The organism is Eggerthia catenaformis OT 569 = DSM 20559, assembly GCF_000340375.1.
In the GTDB taxonomy this organism is placed as follows: domain Bacteria; phylum Bacillota_I; class Bacilli_A; order Erysipelotrichales; family Coprobacillaceae; genus Eggerthia; species Eggerthia catenaformis.
The window spans coordinates 156,786-178,350 of sequence record NZ_KB446646.1; the positions used below are offsets into that span (position 1 = coordinate 156,786).

General features: G+C 31.8%; 15 protein-coding genes and 1 pseudogene. 11 read left to right on the top strand and 5 right to left on the bottom strand.

The features are described 5' to 3' along the window. Positions 1 to 652: 652 nt before the first annotated feature. Together HMPREF9943_RS00810 and HMPREF9943_RS10460 are read right to left on the bottom strand one after the other, a co-directional pair. Entirely contained in the window at positions 653 to 1,678 is a 1,026-nt protein-coding gene (locus HMPREF9943_RS00810) for a hypothetical protein (RefSeq protein ID WP_004801171.1), read from the bottom strand. Positions 1,679 to 2,327: 649 nt separating this feature from the next. Continuing rightward, a pseudogene (locus tag HMPREF9943_RS10460) lies at positions 2,328 to 2,484 on the bottom strand (VOC family protein); the annotation flags it as partial. A 560-nt stretch (positions 2,485 to 3,044) separates the two neighbouring features. Here HMPREF9943_RS10460 and HMPREF9943_RS00815 point away from each other — a divergent pair. From HMPREF9943_RS00815 to HMPREF9943_RS00830, 4 genes are all read left to right on the top strand, one after another. Next, positions 3,045 to 5,309, top strand: a complete 2,265-nt coding sequence (locus HMPREF9943_RS00815) for a glycogen/starch/alpha-glucan phosphorylase (RefSeq protein WP_004801172.1) — start codon at positions 3,045 to 3,047, stop codon at positions 5,307 to 5,309. Beyond that, positions 5,287 to 6,735: a 4-alpha-glucanotransferase gene (malQ, locus tag HMPREF9943_RS00820; protein WP_040402489.1), complete on the top strand. Its 1,449-nt coding sequence runs from the start codon at positions 5,287 to 5,289 to the stop codon at positions 6,733 to 6,735. The genes HMPREF9943_RS00815 and malQ overlap by 23 nt, the downstream gene beginning before the upstream one ends. Before the next feature lie 55 nt (positions 6,736 to 6,790). Next, positions 6,791 to 7,495, top strand: coding sequence for a transglutaminase-like domain-containing protein (locus HMPREF9943_RS00825; protein WP_004801174.1), 705 nt, complete (start codon positions 6,791 to 6,793; stop codon positions 7,493 to 7,495). 167 nt (positions 7,496 to 7,662) lie between these two features. Beyond that, positions 7,663 to 8,331 (top strand): leucine-rich repeat domain-containing protein, encoded by a 669-nt coding sequence (locus HMPREF9943_RS00830; protein WP_004801175.1) that lies wholly within the window; start codon positions 7,663 to 7,665, stop codon positions 8,329 to 8,331. Positions 8,332 to 8,397: 66 nt separating this feature from the next. On the opposite strand, the gene HMPREF9943_RS00835 is transcribed toward HMPREF9943_RS00830, so the two are convergent. From HMPREF9943_RS00835 to HMPREF9943_RS00845, 3 genes are all read right to left on the bottom strand, one after another. Then, complete coding sequence (locus HMPREF9943_RS00835; protein WP_004801176.1) at positions 8,398 to 8,958, bottom strand: hypothetical protein; 561 nt, start codon at positions 8,956 to 8,958, stop codon at positions 8,398 to 8,400. Positions 8,959 to 9,054: 96 nt separating this feature from the next. Beyond that, on the bottom strand, positions 9,055 to 10,164 hold the full coding sequence (locus HMPREF9943_RS00840; protein WP_004801177.1) for an ABC transporter ATP-binding protein: 1,110 nt from the start codon (positions 10,162 to 10,164) through the stop codon (positions 9,055 to 9,057). Between the two features lie 94 nt (positions 10,165 to 10,258). Further along, on the bottom strand, positions 10,259 to 12,124 hold the full coding sequence (locus tag HMPREF9943_RS00845; RefSeq protein ID WP_004801178.1) for an amylo-alpha-1,6-glucosidase: 1,866 nt from the start codon (positions 12,122 to 12,124) through the stop codon (positions 10,259 to 10,261). 145 nt (positions 12,125 to 12,269) lie between these two features. On the opposite strand from HMPREF9943_RS00845, the gene HMPREF9943_RS00850 reads away from it, so the two are divergent. From HMPREF9943_RS00850 to HMPREF9943_RS00880, 7 genes are all read left to right on the top strand, one after another. Continuing rightward, positions 12,270 to 12,764 (top strand): DUF6106 family protein, encoded by a 495-nt coding sequence (locus tag HMPREF9943_RS00850; protein WP_004801179.1) that lies wholly within the window; start codon positions 12,270 to 12,272, stop codon positions 12,762 to 12,764. A 12-nt stretch (positions 12,765 to 12,776) separates the two neighbouring features. Continuing rightward, the gene (locus HMPREF9943_RS00855; protein WP_004801180.1) at positions 12,777 to 14,294 is read left to right on the top strand and encodes a response regulator transcription factor; all 1,518 of its coding nucleotides are present in this window, start codon (positions 12,777 to 12,779) and stop codon (positions 14,292 to 14,294) included. After that, on the top strand, positions 14,294 to 16,012 hold the full coding sequence (locus HMPREF9943_RS00860) for a sensor histidine kinase (RefSeq protein ID WP_004801181.1): 1,719 nt from the start codon (positions 14,294 to 14,296) through the stop codon (positions 16,010 to 16,012). Before HMPREF9943_RS00855 ends, HMPREF9943_RS00860 begins: the two co-directional genes overlap by 1 nt. 373 nt (positions 16,013 to 16,385) lie before the next feature. Next, positions 16,386 to 17,615, top strand: coding sequence for an extracellular solute-binding protein (locus HMPREF9943_RS00865; protein WP_004801182.1), 1,230 nt, complete (start codon positions 16,386 to 16,388; stop codon positions 17,613 to 17,615). Positions 17,616 to 17,663: 48 nt separating this feature from the next. After that, a complete protein-coding gene (locus HMPREF9943_RS00870) occupies positions 17,664 to 19,034 on the top strand; it encodes a carbohydrate ABC transporter permease (RefSeq protein ID WP_004801183.1) in 1,371 nt (456 codons plus the stop codon). Next, positions 19,034 to 19,906 (top strand): sugar ABC transporter permease, encoded by an 873-nt coding sequence (locus HMPREF9943_RS00875; RefSeq protein WP_004801184.1) that lies wholly within the window; start codon positions 19,034 to 19,036, stop codon positions 19,904 to 19,906. The genes HMPREF9943_RS00870 and HMPREF9943_RS00875 overlap by 1 nt, the downstream gene beginning before the upstream one ends. Positions 19,907 to 19,911: 5 nt before the next feature. Then, a complete protein-coding gene (locus HMPREF9943_RS00880; protein ID WP_004801185.1) occupies positions 19,912 to 21,561 on the top strand; it encodes a type 2 periplasmic-binding domain-containing protein in 1,650 nt (549 codons plus the stop codon). Positions 21,562 to 21,565: the final 4 nt, after the last annotated feature.

Sequence of the window (21,565 nt, forward strand, 5' to 3'; positions counted from 1 at the left end):
GTCGAAGAGGCAATTCCAATGTAAAATTTGAATTTTACATGCTCGCAATCGGCTTCAATATCAGGAAGTACCATAATATGATACAAAGCAAAGCCAGGTTAGAGTGCAAACAGGCCTGCTAGAAAAAAGATAATCACACCTGAAAAATGACTTTTCACAACAGTATAGGGATATTGCGCCCAAAAAAGGGTGTTTTTTTATGTGGTTTCTCATCAATAAATAGAATTGATAAAATGAGTATCAGATAATAAAGAAAAAGAACTGACACCAGCTCAGTGATTAACAAAAATCACTTTACTGGGTCAGCCCCTTTTTCATACTCAATAAGAAGCCTTTAAATTATTTTATCTAAAGAATTAAACATAAGAAGAAACTAGGTATATCAATATCAAATGCTGTATCTATCTTTTTAAGACAGGAAGCATTTTATCAAGTACCTTTTTTGATTTATTGACGCTTGTATTTTGAAAATTGAGTAAGAAAAAAACAGCAAACCTTTGTGGTTTACTGTTTCTAAAACTGTTCTATTCAATTAGGCAAAACGGGATTTAAGTTGGCAATTCAATCATAACTTATGAGGGGATTTTTTTACCCACACCCAAACAATAATTTAAAGCGCCATAAGAAATAAAGGGAGTATACTTAAAAAAGTCTATTCCCATTGTGCATGTTGTACTCCTGCACCGTAACGATATGCCGTTCCATCTGTATTAAAATTAGCCTCGATTCTATATCTTTTCCATAGTTCATAATCTGCGGTTTGTATCGTAAGACTGAAAAGAGTATCATTTTTTATTTCTTCAAAATCTACAGGATTTAACGAAAAAATATCCTTTATATCCTTAGTTCTAAAATCCTGGATTGTAAGATGAGATAAATCTGTATGATTGAATGTAACCTCAGATAATTGCTTATTGTCAGCGTCAATCTGATAATATGTTATAATACAGTTCTTTAAGCTATCCGAATCTTTCCCTGTCGGTGTAACACTCATAAAACCATAAGACTTACCGTCGCGAAAAATTTCCAAAAGCTTGCCGTAATAAAAATGATCATTGCGTTGATTTACAATCTCGCTATCAGCTGTCTTTTTATAAAAAGTGAACCCTTCTGACAAGAGCTCAGATGCCTTTGTTTCCCCAATAATGACATTCGTTTTATCTATTTGAACTTCGATTGGTTCTGAAGGAAATCCGGTCAAAGATATGAAGAGTATGAAGGAAAAACATGCAAAAACCAGAGTAGCCTTTACAGCATTTGATGAAGAATAAATATACATCGGTTTATTAGAACGATTAAATAACACAGTAATCAGTTTAATAATACTGCTCAGTATTAGTACTACAATAATAATACCAAACTCAGCCTTCAAACATGTATAAAGTGCTTTTGAAAAGTGATATGTTCTGTAATATACTACACCGAAAACAACAATATTTGCCAAAATAAAATTCAAAATGAATAAGGTAGCCTCTTTCAACGCTGTCGAATCAGTAACATCATCATATTGAATGTGGCTGAATCTTCCTTTCAGGGTTGTTCCAATCGCATAAATCCATCCGGGTAAATCTTTCCCTGTTCCTACAGCTATTGCAATTCTCAAATAAATATAGATTGTCAATAAAAAAAGCAGTAATGCAACAACGCCAAAACTCAAAGGTATGATTAAAAATCTCATAATTATTCCTCTTTTCTAAATAAAATTCAAACTTGAGACCGTTTCAAGTTTATGAAGAAGTTTTAACAGAAATATTGTTTTTCAAAAATGGATTAATCAGAGAAATCCCCTCTAAAGGTAGGTAAGCTAATAGATAAACATGATTATAACCTTTAGCTTCATACAGAGTACAATTAGGATGCATTTCCTTAAATAGCTTAGCCGAGTATTGGTAAAATCACATGATATTTATCTGATAGCATACGATCCTGCCGATAGTTCCACTAGGCATTACCTCCGTCATGTATCAATAATATATGTGGTAAATTTTTATCACCAAATTCATGAAATATCATATTTCATCATCTACATAACTTCTAATTTGTTTTACTCAATATTTATAATATTATACCATATTTCAGCACGCTTTTATAGGTCTAACTCATTCTTCTTGACCTGTGTTAGTTCCTTTGAATTTTCCTGTAACTGCTCTATATAGCTTCTAACACTTTCAGATTGTTCAACCTCTTCTCGCAGGTCTATGATTCGGGAATATAGACTGTTTTTTTTCCTCAAAGTTATTACTTCTGATTTTCATTTTGATATGTTTAAGGTCTTGCTTTCACCTAAGTATTCTTTCAAATATTTTTCTGCTTGAAGTTATTTTTTATATCTTCTTTGCTAATTGCTTCCAAGGAAAAAGTTCAAACCTTATTCCCGGAATATCAAAAAAAACATACCAACGGATATTTTCTTTGCAATCAGTTTCTAAATCATCTCTGTAAAACTTTATTGATTTTTTTTATATCTTTAACGCCTAAATAAATTGTGTATTGTTACCTCTTAAATTTATTTTTTCTCCAACTAATTATCTATATTATATCGGTTCTAAGATATTCTTTCTACTGTCAGATTTTATATTTGTCATCAAGTCTTTCGTGTAAATCGATAACAAATGATAGGATACGATATATTTGTTTTATCTTTACTCTTTTTGTTTTGACTATATTACCTTTAACCGCTTATTTTAAAAGGTATCTTTACTGTTTGGGTCAAAATATATCTCAGTTACAAATATCTTTTCTTTTAAGCTTTCTTATCATAATAATCTGCTATTAGGAATTAGAATACTTAAGATTCACTATTCTTGTTTGATTTATCAGAAGAAAGACTTTATGTTTCTAAAATTAGAAATGATATAAATCATTGACATTTAGCATTATTTCATGGAAAATACAGTATGTTTCAGATTGACTCTTGACTATCAAGCGGTCGGGGGAAGCGACTATTTTATTGAATTATTTAGATAGATATCAACTTTATTAGCTTCTCTTGAAAGCAAAAATAAGGGTTGTTATAGTAGACTTGTAATGAAGGAGGAGCCCTAATGGATCTTAACATACAATTAGAACAGTATGCTCAGAATTTATATCAGCATACATTGAAAGAATGTTCTAAAGAACAGGTTTATGTAGTTCTGCTGAATTACGTAAAACAGGCTTTAGAAGATAAAGAATTTATTAAAGGAAATAAGAAGGTTTATTATTTTTCAGCAGAGTTTTTAATCGGAAAATTAATGAGTAATAATCTTATTAATCTCGGTATTAGAAAAGAGGTTAGAGAGGTATTACATGCAAACGGTTTTGATTTGGCTGAAATAGAAGAATTAGAGAATGAACCGTCATTAGGTAATGGAGGTTTAGGAAGATTGGCTGCATGTTTTCTGGATAGTATTGCTACTTTAAATCTTCCCGGAGATGGTATCGGATTAAATTATCATCTGGGCTTATTTAAGCAGGTTTTTAAAGCAAATAAACAGTGTGAAGAACCTAATCCATGGATTGATGATCATTCATGGCTCAATCGCTCATTTAAGAGATATAGAGTGGATTATAAAGGATTCAGCTTACATTCTGTTTTATATGATATTGATATTTTAGGATATCACGGTAATAAGAATCAGCTTCATTTATTTGATATTGAGACTGTAGATGAAAATCTTGTTCATGATGGAATTTCATTTGATCAGAGTAATTTGTTAAAGAATCTGACATTATTCTTATATCCTGATGATTCTACTGAGGAAGGTAAGAAATTAAGACTTTATCAGCAATATTTTATGGTATCAAATGGGGCACAGATGATCTTGGAAGATTTGAAGGAAAGGAATATTCCTTTAAATGAATTAGATCAGCATGTTGTTATTCAGATTAATGATACTCATCCATCATTAGTTATTCCTGAATTAATTAGATTATTGATGTTAGAAGGATTTACAATTAAAGAAGCGATTTCTTTAGTTTCAAAGACATGTGCTTATACTAATCATACTATCTTGGCTGAGGCATTAGAAAAATGGCCAATGAGCTATTTAGAGGAAATTGTACCTCAGTTATTACCAATTATTGAAGCATTAGATGCTGTAGCTTATGAAAGAAGTCATAATCATAAGGTAGCTATTATTGATGAGAATAAGCTTGTTCATATGGCATCTATGGATATTCATTTCGGTTATTCAATTAATGGTGTAGCCGCTATTCATACAGATATTTTAAAGAATTCTGAATTAAAGGATTTCTATGATTTATATCCGAATAAATTTAATAATAAGACTAATGGTATTACTTTTAGAAGATGGCTGTTATCTTGTAATGAAGAATTAACAGACTTTATTGACAGTCTTATTGGTGAAGGATATAAAGAAAATGCTGATGAACTAAAGAAGCTGCTGGATTTTGTGAATGATGAAGATGTACTTAATAGATTATTAAAGATTAAGACAGATAAAAAGAAAGAATTAGCTGCTTATCTTTATAATCATGAAGGTGTTAAAGTAGATGCAGATTCATTATTTGATATTCAGATTAAGAGATTACATGAATATAAGCGTCAGCAGATGAATGTATTATATATTATTCATCAGTATTTAGAGATTAAGAGAGGAAATCTTCCTGCTTATCCGATGACTTGTATTTTTGGTGCAAAGGCAGCTCCTGCTTATACTCTTGCCAAAGACATTATTCATACAATCTTATGCTTATCACAGATTATTAATAATGATCCTGAAGTTTCACCTTACTTAAAGATTGTGATGGTAGAAAACTATAATGTTACTTATGCAGAAAAGTTAATTCCTGCCGCAGATATTTCAGAACAGATTTCATTAGCTTCTAAAGAAGCAAGTGGTACCGGTAATATGAAGTTTATGCTTAATGGTGCAGTAACATTAGGAACTGATGATGGAGCAAATGTAGAAATACATGAGCTTGTTGGTGATAATAATATCTATATTTTTGGTGTAGATAGTGATAGCGTTATTGCTCATTATGAAAATAATGATTATTCACCTCAGATATTGTTAGAACAAAATCCTGAATTAAGAGAGTTAGTTGATTTTATTGTTTCAGATACTTTAACATCGGTTGGAGATCGTGAAGCATTAGAAAGATTACATCATGATTTAACATATAAAGACTGGTTTATGGCTTTATTAGATACTAAAGATTATATAGAAACAAAACAGAATGCCACAAAAGATTATAAAGAAAGACTGAATTGGGCTAAGAAGATGCTTGTAAATATCGCAAAAGCAGGCTATTTCTCTAGTGATAGGACAATTAAGCAATACAATGAAGACATCTGGAAACTTTAGACTGAGAGACAGACAGGCAGGCATTTTAATGCCTGTGTCTGCCCTTAGTTCAAGACATGGTATTGGCGATCTGGGGCAAGATGCCTATGATTTTGCGGATATTGCAGTAGCCTCTAAATTTAAGATATGGCAGATACTTCCATTGAATCCGTTAGGTTATGGAAACTCTCCATATCAGCCTTACTCATCTTTTGCGGGAGATGAAATCTATATTAACTTAGATCTATTAAAAGAAGAAGGTTTACTTGAAGAAGTACCATCTTTTCAGGCTTATAGTCAATTTATAAAATATGATGAAGTTAGAGAATTTAAAGAGTCATATTTAAGAAAAGCATTTAGGAATTTTAAAGAAACAGAGGATTATAAAGAATTTATTTCAAAAGCTTTCTGGCTTGAAGGCTATGCTTTGTTTAGGGCCAGAAAAAAAATAAACAATCAGAAATGCTGGCTTGAGTGGGAAACTCTTGACTATGATCAGGAAGAAGTTTTATTCCACTATTTTGTACAGTATTATTTCTATAGACAGTGGATGTCATTAAAATCATATGCTAATGGAATAGGATTAACGATTATGGGTGATATGCCTATCTATGTAGGATTAGATAGTGCAGATGTCTATGATAATAAAGAATGTTTTCTATTAGATAAGACAGGACATCCAACCAGTGTAGCAGGAGTACCTCCGGATTATTTCAGTGCTGATGGACAATTATGGGGAAATCCTCTTTATGACTGGGATTATTTAAAGGATCATAAGTATTCATTCTGGATGAATAGACTTTCTTGGAATAAAGATATGTTTGACTTAATCAGAATAGATCATTTTAGAGCCTTTGATACTTATTGGAAGATTCCATCAGGGGATACTACCGCAAAGAATGGAAAATGGGTATTAGGACCTTCATATGATTTCTTTGACTATGTCTATAAAAAGTTTTCAGATATTAATTTAGTTGCTGAAGATTTAGGTGATTTAAGACCTGAAGTTATTCAGCTCAAAGATCATTATCAGATGTTAGGAATGAGAGTTGCTCAGTTTTCATTTGATGATGATATGAAAAAAGATAATTATCAGCTTCCTGATTTCTGTATTGGATATACGGGAACACATGATAATGCCCCTATCAATGGATGGTATCATTCACTTTCAAAGATAGAACGGAAGAAAATAAGAGCAGTTATGAATAAGTTACAATTCCACGGTAAGACAATGGCTGATCGAGTTATTAACTATATACTTGCCGGAAAGCCGATAATTGCAATAATTATGATGCAGGATATTTTAGGTTATGGAATGGAAACACGGATTAACACACCAAGTACAATTGGTGAGCCAAACTGGTGTTTCAAGCTTCGCACTCTTGATACATTCAAAAGAAAGCAGAAGCATATTATTCATTTACTGACAAAGTATAATCGTTTATAAGAGAGCTTTTTGCTCTCTTTTATCAAAAGAATAAAATGATGAATCAGGTGAAAATATGGAAAAACTACTTCAAAAAACAGATATGCTTGACTATGATCATCCAAGTATTCAAAGATTGATTCAATCAAGAGGATGGATAGAATTAGATGATTTTAATAAAATTAAAGAAATATATAATTTTGTTAGAGATGAAATATTTTTTGGCTATAATATTGATGATTATATTTCGGCATCTCGGGTATTATCTGATGGCTATGGTCAATGTAATACAAAAGGCACTTTATTTATGGCTCTTCTTCGTGCTGTTGGTATTCCTTGTCGTATTCATGCATTTACCATTGATAAGAAGCTTCAAAAAGGGGCAATGACAGGAATAGTATATCGGAATGCACCCGAAAATATACTTCATAGCTGGGTAGAAGTTTTCTATAATGACCACTGGTATGAATTAGAAGCCTTTATCTTAGACATATCTTATCTGCATAAGCTGCAAGTTATTTATTCTGACTGTAAAGGAACATTTTGCGGTTATGGAGCAGCTGTTTCCGATCTTCATAATCCTGTTATTGACTGGTATGAGAATAATACATATATTCAAAGTGAAGGTATTAATCAGGATTTAGGTATTTATGATTCTCCTGATGACTTATTAGGAGAACATCATCAAAAGATATCACTGATAAAAAAGTATTTATATCAATATCTTGGAAGACATTTAATGAATAGGAATATTCAAAGAATAAGAAATATGAAAGTTTAACGGTAGCTTGTATTATCTGTTTAATGTATTTTTGTAAAAAATGTTTCATATCATTTACAAGTATACATTGATTTTTATTCATGTAGCTGATTTATCTTGAAGATAAAAAATTATTTGATAATATAAGATATAACTCATTTATTAGTTATAATTAGGAGGAGAATATTATGAAAAAAATAATTGCTGTAGTGGTTTTAGCACTCGTATTAAGCGGATGTGGCAGTAAAAAAACGGAGAAGAAAGAAGATAAGCCTACATCAAATCCTACACAAGAAAAGAAATTAGAAAAAGGAGCTTATGAAAGTTCTTTATATACTCAACTTATGGAGGCGTCAGATGCTGATGAAAAAGATTTTGAGATTGAGAATGGTGTCATTAAGAAATATATAGGTAAATCTGATATGGTTAAAATTCCTGAGAAGATTAACGGTCAGACAGTAACTGGAATTGGAACCAAAGCTTTTACAGGTGAATCAACAATAATAGGACTCAGATTAGCTGATACTATTACAACAGTAGAAGAAAATTCTTTTGCAGAAAATAAAAATTTGAAGATTTTTATTGCCGGTAAAGGACTGTCAGAATTGAAGAACTATTCACTTTATCACTCTCTAGAATTGAAAGAGATTTATTTAAATAAAGATTTAAGAAAAATTGGAGCTCAGTCTTTTGTATGGTGTTCAAGCTTAGAAAAAGTTGTTATTCCCGGAAAAACAACAGATGTACATACAGCAGCATTTTATAATTGCTCTGATATGGTTAATGTTTATGGAGTTAAGGGTTCTTCAGCAGAAAAGGCTGCTAATTATAATAAAATTCCATTTAGGGAATTATAAGCTCATTAAAAGAATCACAGAATTGATAAATAAAAAGTCCGATTAAGCAATCGGACTTTTTATTCTTTAAAGCATCAGCATATTCTTTATAATTGCTTGAATATTTTCTTCTTCTACAAAAAGCGGATCCATGTGGGTCAGAAAATGCCAGCTGTCAGTTTTATTTTTTCTATAAATAATAGCCTCTCCATCTTCTGAACCAAAGAAACTTCTGTCAGCTTCAATATTTTTAGAAGCTAAAAATGTTTTTACTTTACAGTATTGTTTCTCCCTTTTTTCTATATATTCATGAACATCTTTATTGTTAATAGAGTAGGCATCTACTCTTGTTGATCCTTTGATGATGCCTTCTCCTATCTTTGAGAAATCAGTTAGTTCCTGCCATATTATATCCACTTTTGATGTTTTCAAAAACATATATTTTGTGATAGGATATATATTTCCTAAATAGGTTAATTCCATATACTCCGGCAGGAAATCAGGATCAAGATATTCATAGAATGAATTTCCTTCTTTTATTTTGTTATAGCCGGGTATTTGTTTCACAAATGATCTTCCCTTTTCTATACTTATAAAGAGTCCCACATTAATAATTTCATAACCCTGATAAAAACTTAATAAATACATTTCTGCCACATCTCCTGTTGTTATTATAACTTAATTTTATAAAAATTAAACAAAATAAAAGGAAGAGAAAATGGAGGGAACTCTTCCTAATATTCATTAAAGTGTTACTTCTGTATCTTTGTCGAAAATATGATAATTCTTTAAATCAAAGGCAAACTTAGCAGTATCACCTTGTCTTGTTTCCGTATCCGGAGAAACTCTAGCAGTTACTTTAGTTTCACCAATATTAAAGTATAGGTATACTTCAGCACCTAGTGTTTCATAAACATCTACATGAGAAATGAATGATGTTTCAGGATGCTTTTCTACAAATGCCGGTTTATCATAGATATCTTCCGGTCTAATACCAAAGATAACTGTTTTGCCAATATATGAACCCGTCATTAATTTCTTTTCTCTATCACTATCTACTTTAATATTTAATCCGTTCTCCAATTCTAAATGAACACCATCATTCTCTAATGTGACTTTAGCTTCCAGGAAGTTCATTTGTGGAGAACCGATAAAACCGGCTACAAATAGATTTGCAGGTTTATTATATAAATTCTGAGGAGTATCGATCTGCTGAACAATACCGTCTTTTAATACAACAATTCTAGTACCTAATGTCATAGCTTCAGTCTGGTCATGAGTTACATAAATAAATGTTGTTCCTAACTGCTGATGCAGTCTGCTGATAACTACACGCATCTGTACTCTTAATTTAGCGTCAAGGTTACTTAACGGTTCATCCATTAAGAAGACTTTCGGATTACGGACAATTGCACGTCCCATAGCTACACGCTGTCTCTGACCGCCTGATAAGGCTTTAGGCTTTCTGTCTAATAATTTTTCAATATCAAGCAAAGAAGCTGCTTTCTTTACTTTCTCATCAATAATCTTTGGGTCTACTTTATTAATCTTTAATGCAAATGCCATATTTTCATAAACAGTCATATGCGGATATAAAGCATAGTTTTGGAAAACCATCGCGATATCTCTATCCTTCGGTTCTACATCATTACATACAGTATCTCCAATTGTAAGAGTACCGCCTGTAATATCTTCCAATCCAGCAATCATTCTTAATACTGTAGATTTCCCACACCCTGAAGGTCCTACAAAAATGATAAATTCTTTATCCTCAATATCCAGATTAAAATCTTTTACAGCCTGGAAACCATTAGGATAAGTCTTATAAATGTGTTCTAATGATAATTTTGCCATAGTGAATACTGTCTCCTTACATGCCCATATTTTAACATTATGTAAACGCTACATAAATATCACTATTCTTTAAAAAATATAAGAAAACTAAGATTTACTTTATCATATGATAAATACATAATACTTCTGCAATACTCCATGCCTGATTAACGGCTCCTCTAGGGGTATAAGGAGCATCACCATCAAATATCTCATTTATGCAATTAATGCATCCTTCATCCATTGATTCTATTAAAGGCATAAGCAATAGTAAAACTTCTTTATGGGAATAACCGCATTTCAGACAGGCTCTTAAAAAAGGACCGATGAGAAATCCCCAACTTGTACCTTGATGATAAGCCTTATCACGAGTTTTTAGATCTCCCTGATAATGTTTCTGATATCTTTTATCCGATGGATCCAATGATCTTAAGCCTTTACCAATATAAAGACGATTCTTGATTTTTTCTACAATAGGCTTTGCTAATTCAATTGGAAGAACATTAAAATCCAATGCGATTGCATAAAGCTGATTAGGTCTGAAAGAATCATCATCAGGATCAGCAACATCCAGCAGATATCCTCTGCTTTGATCATAGAATTTATTTATAAAGCTTTGCTTAGTCTTATCAGCTAATAAATCATAGGTTGGATTATGATCAGTCAAACGAGAAAAATAATTCATAATTTTTAAACAGTGATACCATAATGCATTAATTTCAACGACTTTTCCATGCCTAGGCGTTACAGCCTTGCCATCAATTCTGACATCCATCCAGGTAATCTGATCTTCGTCTTTCCCGGCATGTAAAAGAAAATCATCATCTAAATAAATTTCATGATCCGTTCCCTCGATATAGGAAGAAATAATAGTATTCAGTAAAGGATACATTTCCTGTAAAATAAAGCGTTCATCACGGGTATAAAGAAGGTATTTATAACAGCAGTGAATCAGCCATAATGAAGCATCTACAGTATTATAGATAGGTTTATTATTATCCGGAAACATATTAACGGCTAATCCGTTTTTTAAAGTGGAAGAGAAATTTCGGATAATGCTTTTAGCAACATCATATCTTCCCGTTACTAAGGTTAATCCCTCTAAAGAAATAAGAGTATCTCTGCCCCAGTCGGTAAACCATGGGTAACCGGCAATCACACTGTAGTTTTTAGTAGAAGCTCTTTTGACAATAAACTGATCAGCCGTTTTTGCCAGTCTCTTCATGATAGAGTCACCATAGAAAGATAAATGATCCAGTCGTTTAATTTCATTATTAATGATCTGATTGGCATCTTGAGGATATTGATCTTCAATAGAACAGATCATACTGATTTCTTTAGTAGTATAAGAAGGAATCATGATTGTCCAATAACCGGGAGATATTCCCTGATCATAGGCTTCTTCTCCTCTTTTCTTATCATTCGGATAAAAGTAAGAGAATACTTTTTCTTGATTGGTAAAGACACCGTCACTTAAATGCATGGAAATAAGAATATCCTTATAGTTCATAGGAATGATTTTTACATCATGCTGATAGGAAAAGGCAACTGTCCGGGCAGCTTTCTTATTTACAGTAGAATGATTTCTTAAAGTTAATATCGGAGAGATGATAAGTTTTGCACTTGTATTAGAGTTTGTGATATTATATTTAATAGCAATAGTGTTTTGCTGATGAACCATAGAAATAGTCTTAACAATCGCAATACCGGCAGCTATATAATGAAAAGATACAGTATTGTCTGTTTCAGTATATAATAGAAACTGGCTGTCTAAAGGATAAGGCTGATTATTTATTTGAATGACTTCACGGACTTCACCGAGAATGGAAAGACGATTAACCGGAGGATTAAGAGAAGCATTTAATAAAGCATGGTATTTGGAATGTTTCTGACCATCTAATCCGCCATAACAGTAACCGCCTAAACCGTTAGTTAATAAGTATTCTTTATTAGGGATATGATTGATATCAAAACGTTTCATAAAAGAACCTCCTTGCCTTACTATATAAAGATTTAAAAAGGAGGCAAGTTTATCTAAGTAAAGTAATATATTTCTAATTTTGACAACATTATAACTTAAGAATATCTATGATATTCTTAAGTTGGGATAAAAGGAGATAAAAATTATGAATAGTGTTTATGTAGAGTATAGTTTTGAAAAAGAAGCAAGTTTGAAGGCTAAGTTATTTAGAAATTTATTGATAGCACTAGCTGTTATTTTTGGCTTTTATAGTTTATTTGTACCAATTCTTATACCGGTCATGTTTATGTGGATTGCATTAGCTTATTATTTTAATCGTTCATTATCAATGGAATATGAATACATTATGCTGGATGATAGTCTGCATATTGATAAGATTATTCATAAGGAAAAAAGAAAGAAGTTTGGGCGTTATGATTTAGCACATCTTATTGATGTAGGAAAGCCAAATGAAGAATTTATCTCTAAGTATGAACATATAAAATATAAAACAAAAAAATATTATTCAAGAATTAATGATGATCAGATATATGCTTTAATGTTAAATCAGGGAGGTATTTATACTTGCTTACTGATTCAGGCAGATAAAGAATTTCTAGATGCTTTAAGATTAAGACATCAGCATTGTATGAATGTATAGGAGTAAGGGAATATGTATCGTGTATTAATTGCTGATGATGAAAAGATAGGACGTAAAGGTGTTCACTTTTTATTAGATCAGATGGAAGAAGAATTAGATATTGTTGAAGCAAAGAATGGCAAGGAAGCTTTAGAGTATATTCAGAATCATTCTTTAGATATTTTGCTTACTGATATTAAAATGCCTTTTTTAGATGGTATAGGATTAATTCAGGAAGCGGTTAAAATACATCCGCAACTAAAGATAGCTATATTTTCAGGATATAGTGATTTTGAATATGCTAAAAAAGCATTATCATTAGGTGTATTAGAGTATATCTTAAAGCCTGTTAATCCGGAAGAATTTAAAACCACAATTCAAAGAATTATAGCAGAAGTAGACAAGCTTCATGAAACTCAGCAGGATAATATTAGAAAGGAAGAGATTATTAAAGAACATATTCTTTATAATCTTGTGAATGGAAATAGCGGTGATCAGATCGAAAAGAAATTAGTAAATAGATCTATCAATGATTATGTTTCTTCTTATCATCGTTTAATGCTTTTAGAGTTTCCTAATAACTTCTTTGAAAATGCTGATCATATATTAGATGTCTTAAAAAAGGATATTCATATTAGTTTTGATTATTTAAATTTAAATTTATCTCAGTCATTATTCTTCTTTGAAGAAGATAATATTGAAAAACTAAAAATGATCGCTAGTGATATCTATAACAGTTTACAGATTACTTATAATGTGAAGGGCTATATTGCGATTTCAAAGAGTCTTACAAAAAGTTCCTCTATTAAAAAAGAAGTAGAAAAAATGGAAGATCTGCTTGAAGGAATGTATTATCATCCTGATAAGCATATCTATTATACTTTTGATCATCAGGAGGAAGTGATCAGTCCTTATGAAGAAATAGAAGAACTGACGAATAAGGTAAAGCATGATATTCATATTAGAGATATTATGGCTATTAGAAAAGATTTTGAAAAGTTCTATAGTCTTTATAATGCACAGAATGATTTTTCTAATGATTATATTAAGTTCTTATTCTCCGGAATGATTAAGGAGATTTATAAAGCTTTATCTCATAGTGATGAAAAAGAATTAGATAAGATGATTGTCAGATTCTATCGTACAAGTGATTTCAAGAGTCTTGTTGCTTTAATGAATCAGTTTATAGAAATGTTGGATAAAGAATTCTCACAGACTAAAACACTTTCACATAGTGAAGTTAAAGATGTTATTAAGTATGTTTATAATAATTATAATCTTGATTTAAGTGTAGAAACACTGGCAGATCATGTATGTCTCGCTCCTAGCTATCTTTCTCATATCTTTAAAAAGGAAACAGGTGAGAACTTAGGTAAGTTTATTAAGCGGGTTAGAATGACAAAAGCTAAAGAAATGCTTGAAGAAACACATGAACGTATTGTAACTATTGCGGTTGCGGTTGGATATTCCAATGTATCTTATTTCTGTCAGAGCTTTAGAGAGTATTTTGGTGTATCACCACAGAAATATAGAAATAAAGGTGAACTATAATGTATAAAAGAATAGTGCAGAAGATTAGGGATATGAAGGTGAGAGATAAGATTATTTCTATTTATTTCATCTTTGGCTTAATTCCTTTACTATCTCTTGGAATCTTTGCTTTTAGTCGTATTAATAGACTTCTTATCGTACAGGAGATGAGTTCAGATAGATCAATGATTCAGCTTACCAGTAATACTTTAGATGCTGATATCAATATCTATAATAATCTTTCAGATTATTTATCTTATTCTGAAACAGTTGCAAATGTACTGGGCTATGATTATGCATCTTCTTATGACTTTTATAAGGAGATTACGACAACTTTAGATCCTATGATGAATTCTGTACAATTCTTTCAGTCTAACATCAGACAATTGACTATTTACTCAAATGATATCCAAGTATCTCATGGAACTACATTAATTCCATTAAATAAAATCAAAGAGAAATCATGGTATAAAAAAGCTATTTCAAGTAATACACCTGTATGGGTTATTGATAAAGAAAGAAAAGAAGTCTTCTCAGTCAGAAGAATGCCTGTCTTAGAAAGAAAAGGAAAAATGGCTTTATTATATATAGAAGTAGATTATGATAAGCTATTTACTAATTTTGAGAATTTAAAGGAAAAGAATTATAGCCTTTTTATTGCGAAAGGTAACAATGTTCTTTATGAAAAACATTCTAAGGATAAGCTCAACAATAGTATGCTTTCTTTTTCTGATATCCTTGCTTTAAAAAAAGAAAAGGATGATCGTTTAATTAGCAATAATTCTAAGAAAACAGGCTGGACGATTTATTATTATCATGGAGCTGATGCATTAACTGATAAAGCGGTTAAGATTAATATGTTTGTTGCTTTGTTTGTTATGCTTGCAGGAATTATTGCAACATGGATTGCCTTATATCTTTCTTCTAAGTTTATTGTCGGCAGAATAGATGCTTTAATGACAAATGTTAAGAATGTTGAAAAAGGGCAACTGGAAGTAACTGTTGAAAGTAATGATAAAGATGAAATAGGAACTTTGATCAGAGGCTTTGGTGCAATGATTAGAAGAATCAAATATCTGATTGAACAAGTCTATGAATCAAAGCTGTTACAGAAGAATTATGAAATGAGAGCATTACAGCAGCAGATTAATCCGCATTTCTTATATAATACATTATCAATGATTAATTTTATGGCTATTGAAACGGGTCAGAATGATATATCAAGAATTACTTTATCACTTTCCGATTTTTATCGTACATCTTTAAATAAAGGAAGAAATACATGTTCATTAGCTGATGAAATAAAGAATATGAATGCTTATCTGGATATCCAGATGATGATGCATGATTATGACTTTGATCTGGATATCCAGATCGAAGATGAAATCATGGAATGTGAAACGCCGAATTTAATCTTACAGCCTATTGTTGAGAATGCGATCGGGCATGGTATTGATTTATTAGAGGATCGTAAAGGCATTATTAAAATCTATGCAACTACGACAGAGAATCATGTTTATATTATGGTTGAAGATAATGGTGTAGGAATGGACGAAGCGACTATTGATAAGATGCTGGCAAAGAATTCTAAAGGCTATGGTATGAGGAATGTGAATGAAAGAATTAAGCTTATTTATGGTCCCGAATATCATTTACATATTGAATCAGTAGTAGGACAGGGAACAGTCATTACCATTAAGCTACCTAAAAAGATTTATCAGAAACCTAAAGAGAATTAAAATGGCATCCAAAGAAAGATTGTTGGTGGTTAAGCCTGTGCCGTCAGCTATAATTATGTAATTGAATTGCCTTATCAAGAAGCAGAAGAATGTTGTTTCTAGGCAATTCGGATGATGAAGAGTACTTAATAGGACTATTTAATGCAATGTTTGATGAATTATCGGGTTTAAAGCTCTGAAAGAAAAAGAAATGAATTATTTAAGACATTTATCATTTAGATAAATGTCTTTTCTTGTCTATTTAAAATAAAGCTAAAACTTAAAAATCTTATATAAATCTAAATTTCATGATATGTGAAAGAATATAGAGAACACCTATAATAAAAGTACAGAAAACGAATACGCTTTCAAATAGGAGGAGAAGAATCTAATTATGAATACTAGAAAGAGTATGGCAGCAGCTTTAGCTGCAACAATGTGCTTCGGACTTGCAGGCTGTGGGTCTAAAGAAACTAAACAGGAAGATAAAGAATTAACAGCTACAATCACTGTATGGACTCCACAGGAAGATCAGTCTAACAAATGGATTCAGGGACAGTGTGAAGCTTTTGCTAAAAAGCATCCGAAGTGGAAAATCACTTTCAAATATGGTGTGTGTTCTGAAGGTGATGCAGGAAAAACTGTAGCACAGGACGTTAACGCCGCTGCTGATGTTTATATGTTTGCGAATGACCAGTTAGGTCAGTTAATTGATGCAAAGGGTATTGCACAGTTAGGCGGAAGCACTGCTGAAGAAGTTAAGAAAACAAATTCAGAACCAATGGTTAAATCAGTGACTAGTGATGGTAAGATTTATGGCGTTCCATTTACCGGTAATACTTGGTTCATGTACTATGATACTTCTGCTTTTACAGCTGATGATGTTAAGAGCTTAGATGCAATGTTAAAGAAAGCAACTGTTGCCTTCCCACTAACAAACGCTTGGTACAACGGTTCATTCTATCTTGCTAATGGTGGAAGCTTATTTGGAGATGGTACTGATGCAAGCAAAGGTATTGACTTTAAAGGTGAAAAAGGTTATGCAACTACTAAATATTTAATTAATTTAGTAAATAATAAGAATTTTGTTAATGATGCAGATGGTAAAGCTCTTACCGGTTTACGTTCCGGCAGTGTTAAGGCAATGTTCTCAGGTTCTTGGGATTATGACAATGTTAAAAAAGCTTTAGGTGACAAATTCGGTGCAGTTCAGTTACCAAAAGTAACTATTGATGGTAAAGAACAGCAGTTAAAATCATTTGCAGGAAGCAAGGCAATTGGTGTTAATCCTAACTCTAAGCATCAAGAAGTTGCTGTAGCATTAGCTAAGTATTTAGGAAGTTCTGAGTCTCAGAAGAGTCATTATGAAGCTAGAAAGATTATTCCTTGTAATACAGAATTATTAAAAGATGAAAAGATTTCTAAAGATCCATTAATCAAAGCACAGAATGATACTATTAATAATACTTCAGTTATTCAGCCAACTATTACTGCAATGACTAAATATTGGGTACCGGCTGAAACATTCGGTAAGGCTATCGTTGGTAAAAAAGTAACTGCTGCTAATTATAAAGAAGAAACAGATAAGTTTGTTAAATCTTTAAATACTAAAGAAACTGATTAATAAAAGGGTCTCTTTGAGACCTTTTTCTGAAATGTGGGGTACAAAAGAATGTTTAAGAAGAAAAAAATAAAGAATTTTGATACGCCCTATTCATTTGAAAAAGCTGTCGTGCATGCTGATGCATCAACAAAACTTTCAATGATTATTATGGGTTTCAATAATTTAAGACATAAACAGATTATTAAAGGTCTATTGTTTTTATTAAGTGAAATTGGTTTTATTTTATTCATGGTATTGCAAGGCTTTAATAACTTAGCAAAATTACCTAGCTTAGGAACATCTGTTCAAAAAGGTGTATGGAATGAAGCTAAAGGAATATATGAATATTCTCAGGGAGATAATTCTTTACTTATTTTACTTTATGGAATTGCGACAATATTCCTTTTCGTTGGTTTTATATTAATATGGCGTGCTAATGTCTCAAGCAGTTACAAATCACAGGTATTAGCAAGCAAAAACAAGAAACTGCCTAGTTTTAAAGAAGATTTAAAATCATTATTAGATGGTAATCTTCATTTATTACTGTTATCCGGTCCGATTCTTGGAATTTTAGTTTTTACAATTCTGCCGTTAGTATTCATGATTTCTATGGCATTCACAAACTACAGTGTTGTAGACAATCATTTAACACTATTTGATTGGGTTGGATTGAAAAATTTTGCCAAAATATTCAGCTTTGGTGATTCTATCGGTAAACAGTTCTGGGGTGTCTTGGCATGGACAATTGTGTGGGCAATCTTTGCTACATTCCTTAACTATGTATTTGGTATGATGCTTGCTATTGTGATCAATAGAAAAGATACACATGGTAAAGCTTTCTGGAGATTCTGCTTTATTTTAAGTATTGCAGTTCCACAGTTTGTCTCTTTATTGATTATGAGAACAATGCTCCAGCCGGAAGGTGCTGTTAACGTATTATTGAAAAATGCCGGACTTATTTCTAATTCACTGCCTTTCTTTACTAATACAACATGGGCACGTGTGACAGTTATTGCAATCAACCTATGGGTTGGTATTCCTTATACTATTATGCAGGTTACCGGAATCCTGCAAAATATCCCTGCTGAGCTCTATGAATCAGCTAAGATTGATGGGGCAAATGCATTTACTACTTTCTTTAAGATTACATTACCTTATATGTTATTTGTGACAACACCTTATCTTATTACTCAGTTCACAGGTAATGTTAATAACTTTAATGTCATTTACTTGTTATCAGGCGGAGATCCTACACCTGTAGGAGCTACAGCCGGTAAAACGGACTTGCTTGTTACTTGGCTTTATAAGCTGACAATTGATAAACAATATTATAATATTGGTGCTGTTATCGGTATCATGACATTTATTGTCTTAGCTATTGTAGCTATAGTAACTTATAGAAATACCGGATCATATAAGAACGAGGAGGGATTCATGTAATGGCTAAAGTAATTACTAAGTCTTATAAGAGAAAAAAGACTATTCAGAATATCCTTGTTCATTGTCTGCTGGCAGTATTATCATTTATATGGGTTTTCCCAATCTTATGGGTTATCCTAACAAGCTTTAGAGCAGAACCGGGAAGTTATATCGATACATTCTTCCCTAAATCTTATACTTTCGATAACTATATAAAGCTATTCACTGATACGCATATTATGAACTTCCCTCGTATGTTTATGAATACACTTATAATCGCAATCTTTTCTTGTATTGTGTCAACTTTCTTTGTTTTATCAGTAGCTTATTGTATGAGTCGTTTAAGATTTAAGTTAAGAAAGCCATTTATGAATATTGCTATGATTTTAGGATTATTCCCGGGATTCATGAGCATGGTTGCAGTGTATTATATTTTAAAGGCCTTCGGTCTTTCTGAAGGTGCTATGATACGTGTTGCTTTGGTTCTCGTTTATAGTGCAGGAAGCGGTATGGGATTCTATATTGCTAAAGGATTCTTTGATACTATTCCAAAAGCTATTGATGAAGCTGCCTATATTGATGGAGCAACAAAGTGGCAGGTTTTCACAAAACTTACTATTCCTCTTTCTAAGCCTATTATTGTTTATACTATTTTAACTGCTTTCCTAGGTCCATGGCTGGATTTCATCTTTGCTAAAGTTATCTGCCGAGCAAATGCTGATTATTATACAGTAGCCATTGGTTTATGGAATATGCTTACAAAAGAATACATAGATGTATGGTATACGCGATTCGCAGCAGGTGCTGTTTGCGTTTCTATCCCAATTGCGATATTATTTATATATCTACAGAGATTCTATGCGGAAGGTATGTCAGGAGCAGTTAAAGGATAATGACTATGAACAAAAAGATATTAATCATAATTTTATCTTTCTTCCTTTTAACAGGATGTTCAACGGGGTCGCCTAGCAGCGACTCCTTTAGTGCTTCTTTAAAAAAAGCTTCAACGACTCCTTATGGTAAGTATCCTGAAAAGATTACTTACACCTTGGCACAGATGACCGGAGATAATAACTCTAATATGCCTAAAGGTGATACCTATGAGAATAATGCTTATACCAGATATCTTTTAAAGAAGCTTAATGTTCAGAATAAAGATGTATTAAGAGCACCGGATGAGTTGTATTTCAATAAGATTGATAATATTATCTTAAGTAAGGATCTTCCTGATATTATGATTGTTGAAAAGTATGAGGATTTAAAATATCTCCATGATCATGATATGATTGCTGATCTTTCCGAAGCTTATAAGAATTGTGCAAGTCGAAGAGTTAAAGATATGTATAACAGCTATGGTTCTTCAATATTGGAAAATGTATCATTTAATAATAAAATTTATGCAATGCCGGAAACAAATATTGATGATGGACCGAATTTGTTTTGGGTAAGAGAAGATTGGCTTAAAGCATGTCATTTAAATACACCACATACTTTAAAAGATGTTGAAAATATTGTCCGTACATTTCAAAAGAAAAAGATGGGTAAGACAAAAACAACCGGTATTATGGTAGATACAAATCTGACTGCCGCAACAGGATTTAGCTCAGAATACTTATTAAACTTGTATTTTGCCTATTATAATACTTATCCAAAGCAATGGATTAAAAAGGATGGAAAGCTTTTGTATGGCTCTATTGATAGTAATGTTACAAAGGCCTTATCACATCTTCGTTCATTATATAATCAGGGAATTCTCGATAGAAATCTTCTTTTACGTAAAGGTGCTGATATTGCCCAGGAAATAATAGAAGAAAACTGTGGTGCTTTTTTTGGACCATGGTGGGTTCCTAATAATCCGTTAATAGAAGCATTAAAGAAAAATCCTAAGGCTTCTTGGAAACCTTATCTTATTCAAACTGATGAGTCGGGATATACAACATATCATTCTGTCAAACCGTCTTCAAAATATGTAGTAGTAAGGAAAGGATTTAAGCATCCTGAATTGATTTTTAAAATCAGTTCAGTTATTTTTGATTATCTTCGTTATGATAATTTGGATGAGAAAGAAATTAATGATTATTATGCTTTGAATGTTGATCCAACCGCAAGACCTATATCTATTAATATAGATTATAATAATGCTTTACATAGGAGTTATGTTAATATTCAAAAGATTTTGACTAAGGATAAAAGTATTTCTTTACTTACAGCACTTGATAAGGCTTATGCAAATGTTTGTCAGCGTTATTTAAATAATGAGAAAACAAATCGAATTGAAAACTGGGCAGCTTATGCCTCCCGTGTAGAAGCACTTTCTTTACTTGAGTCTCATAAGGTTAGGAAAGTTAATTCACTCTATTTTGGTAATACTAAAACGATGAGAAATAATTGGTGGAAATTGACACAGCTGGAAAAGGATGCTTATTTACAAATTGTTACCGGGGAAAAACCTTTAAGTTATTTTTCTGAGTTTGTGAATAACTGGAGAAATCAGGGTGGAAATCAGATTGTTAAAGAAGTAGGAAATGAGATAAAAGAGAAACGGTAATTCA

Bases quoted from the DNA above. Each gene is read 5' to 3' on its own strand.
- HMPREF9943_RS00855 (WP_004801180.1), top strand. From the start codon at position 12,777: ATGTATCGTGTATTAATTGCTGATGATGAAAAGATAGGACGTAAAGGT.
- HMPREF9943_RS00840 (WP_004801177.1), bottom strand. From the start codon at position 10,164: ATGGCAAAATTATCATTAGAACACATTTATAAGACTTATCCTAATGGT.
- HMPREF9943_RS00870 (WP_004801183.1), top strand. From the start codon at position 17,664: ATGTTTAAGAAGAAAAAAATAAAGAATTTTGATACGCCCTATTCATTT.
- HMPREF9943_RS00815 (WP_004801172.1), top strand. From the start codon at position 3,045: ATGGATCTTAACATACAATTAGAACAGTATGCTCAGAATTTATATCAG.
- HMPREF9943_RS00830 (WP_004801175.1), top strand. From the start codon at position 7,663: ATGAAAAAAATAATTGCTGTAGTGGTTTTAGCACTCGTATTAAGCGGA.
- HMPREF9943_RS00850 (WP_004801179.1), top strand. From the start codon at position 12,270: ATGAATAGTGTTTATGTAGAGTATAGTTTTGAAAAAGAAGCAAGTTTG.
- HMPREF9943_RS00810 (WP_004801171.1), bottom strand. From the start codon at position 1,678: ATGAGATTTTTAATCATACCTTTGAGTTTTGGCGTTGTTGCATTACTG.
- HMPREF9943_RS00835 (WP_004801176.1), bottom strand. From the start codon at position 8,958: ATGTATTTATTAAGTTTTTATCAGGGTTATGAAATTATTAATGTGGGA.
- HMPREF9943_RS00845 (WP_004801178.1), bottom strand. From the start codon at position 12,124: ATGAAACGTTTTGATATCAATCATATCCCTAATAAAGAATACTTATTA.
- HMPREF9943_RS00860 (WP_004801181.1), top strand. From the start codon at position 14,294: ATGTATAAAAGAATAGTGCAGAAGATTAGGGATATGAAGGTGAGAGAT.
- HMPREF9943_RS00825 (WP_004801174.1), top strand. From the start codon at position 6,791: ATGGAAAAACTACTTCAAAAAACAGATATGCTTGACTATGATCATCCA.
- malQ (WP_040402489.1), top strand. From the start codon at position 5,287: ATGAAGACATCTGGAAACTTTAGACTGAGAGACAGACAGGCAGGCATT.
- HMPREF9943_RS00875 (WP_004801184.1), top strand. From the start codon at position 19,034: ATGGCTAAAGTAATTACTAAGTCTTATAAGAGAAAAAAGACTATTCAG.
- HMPREF9943_RS00865 (WP_004801182.1), top strand. From the start codon at position 16,386: ATGAATACTAGAAAGAGTATGGCAGCAGCTTTAGCTGCAACAATGTGC.
- HMPREF9943_RS00880 (WP_004801185.1), top strand. From the start codon at position 19,912: ATGAACAAAAAGATATTAATCATAATTTTATCTTTCTTCCTTTTAACA.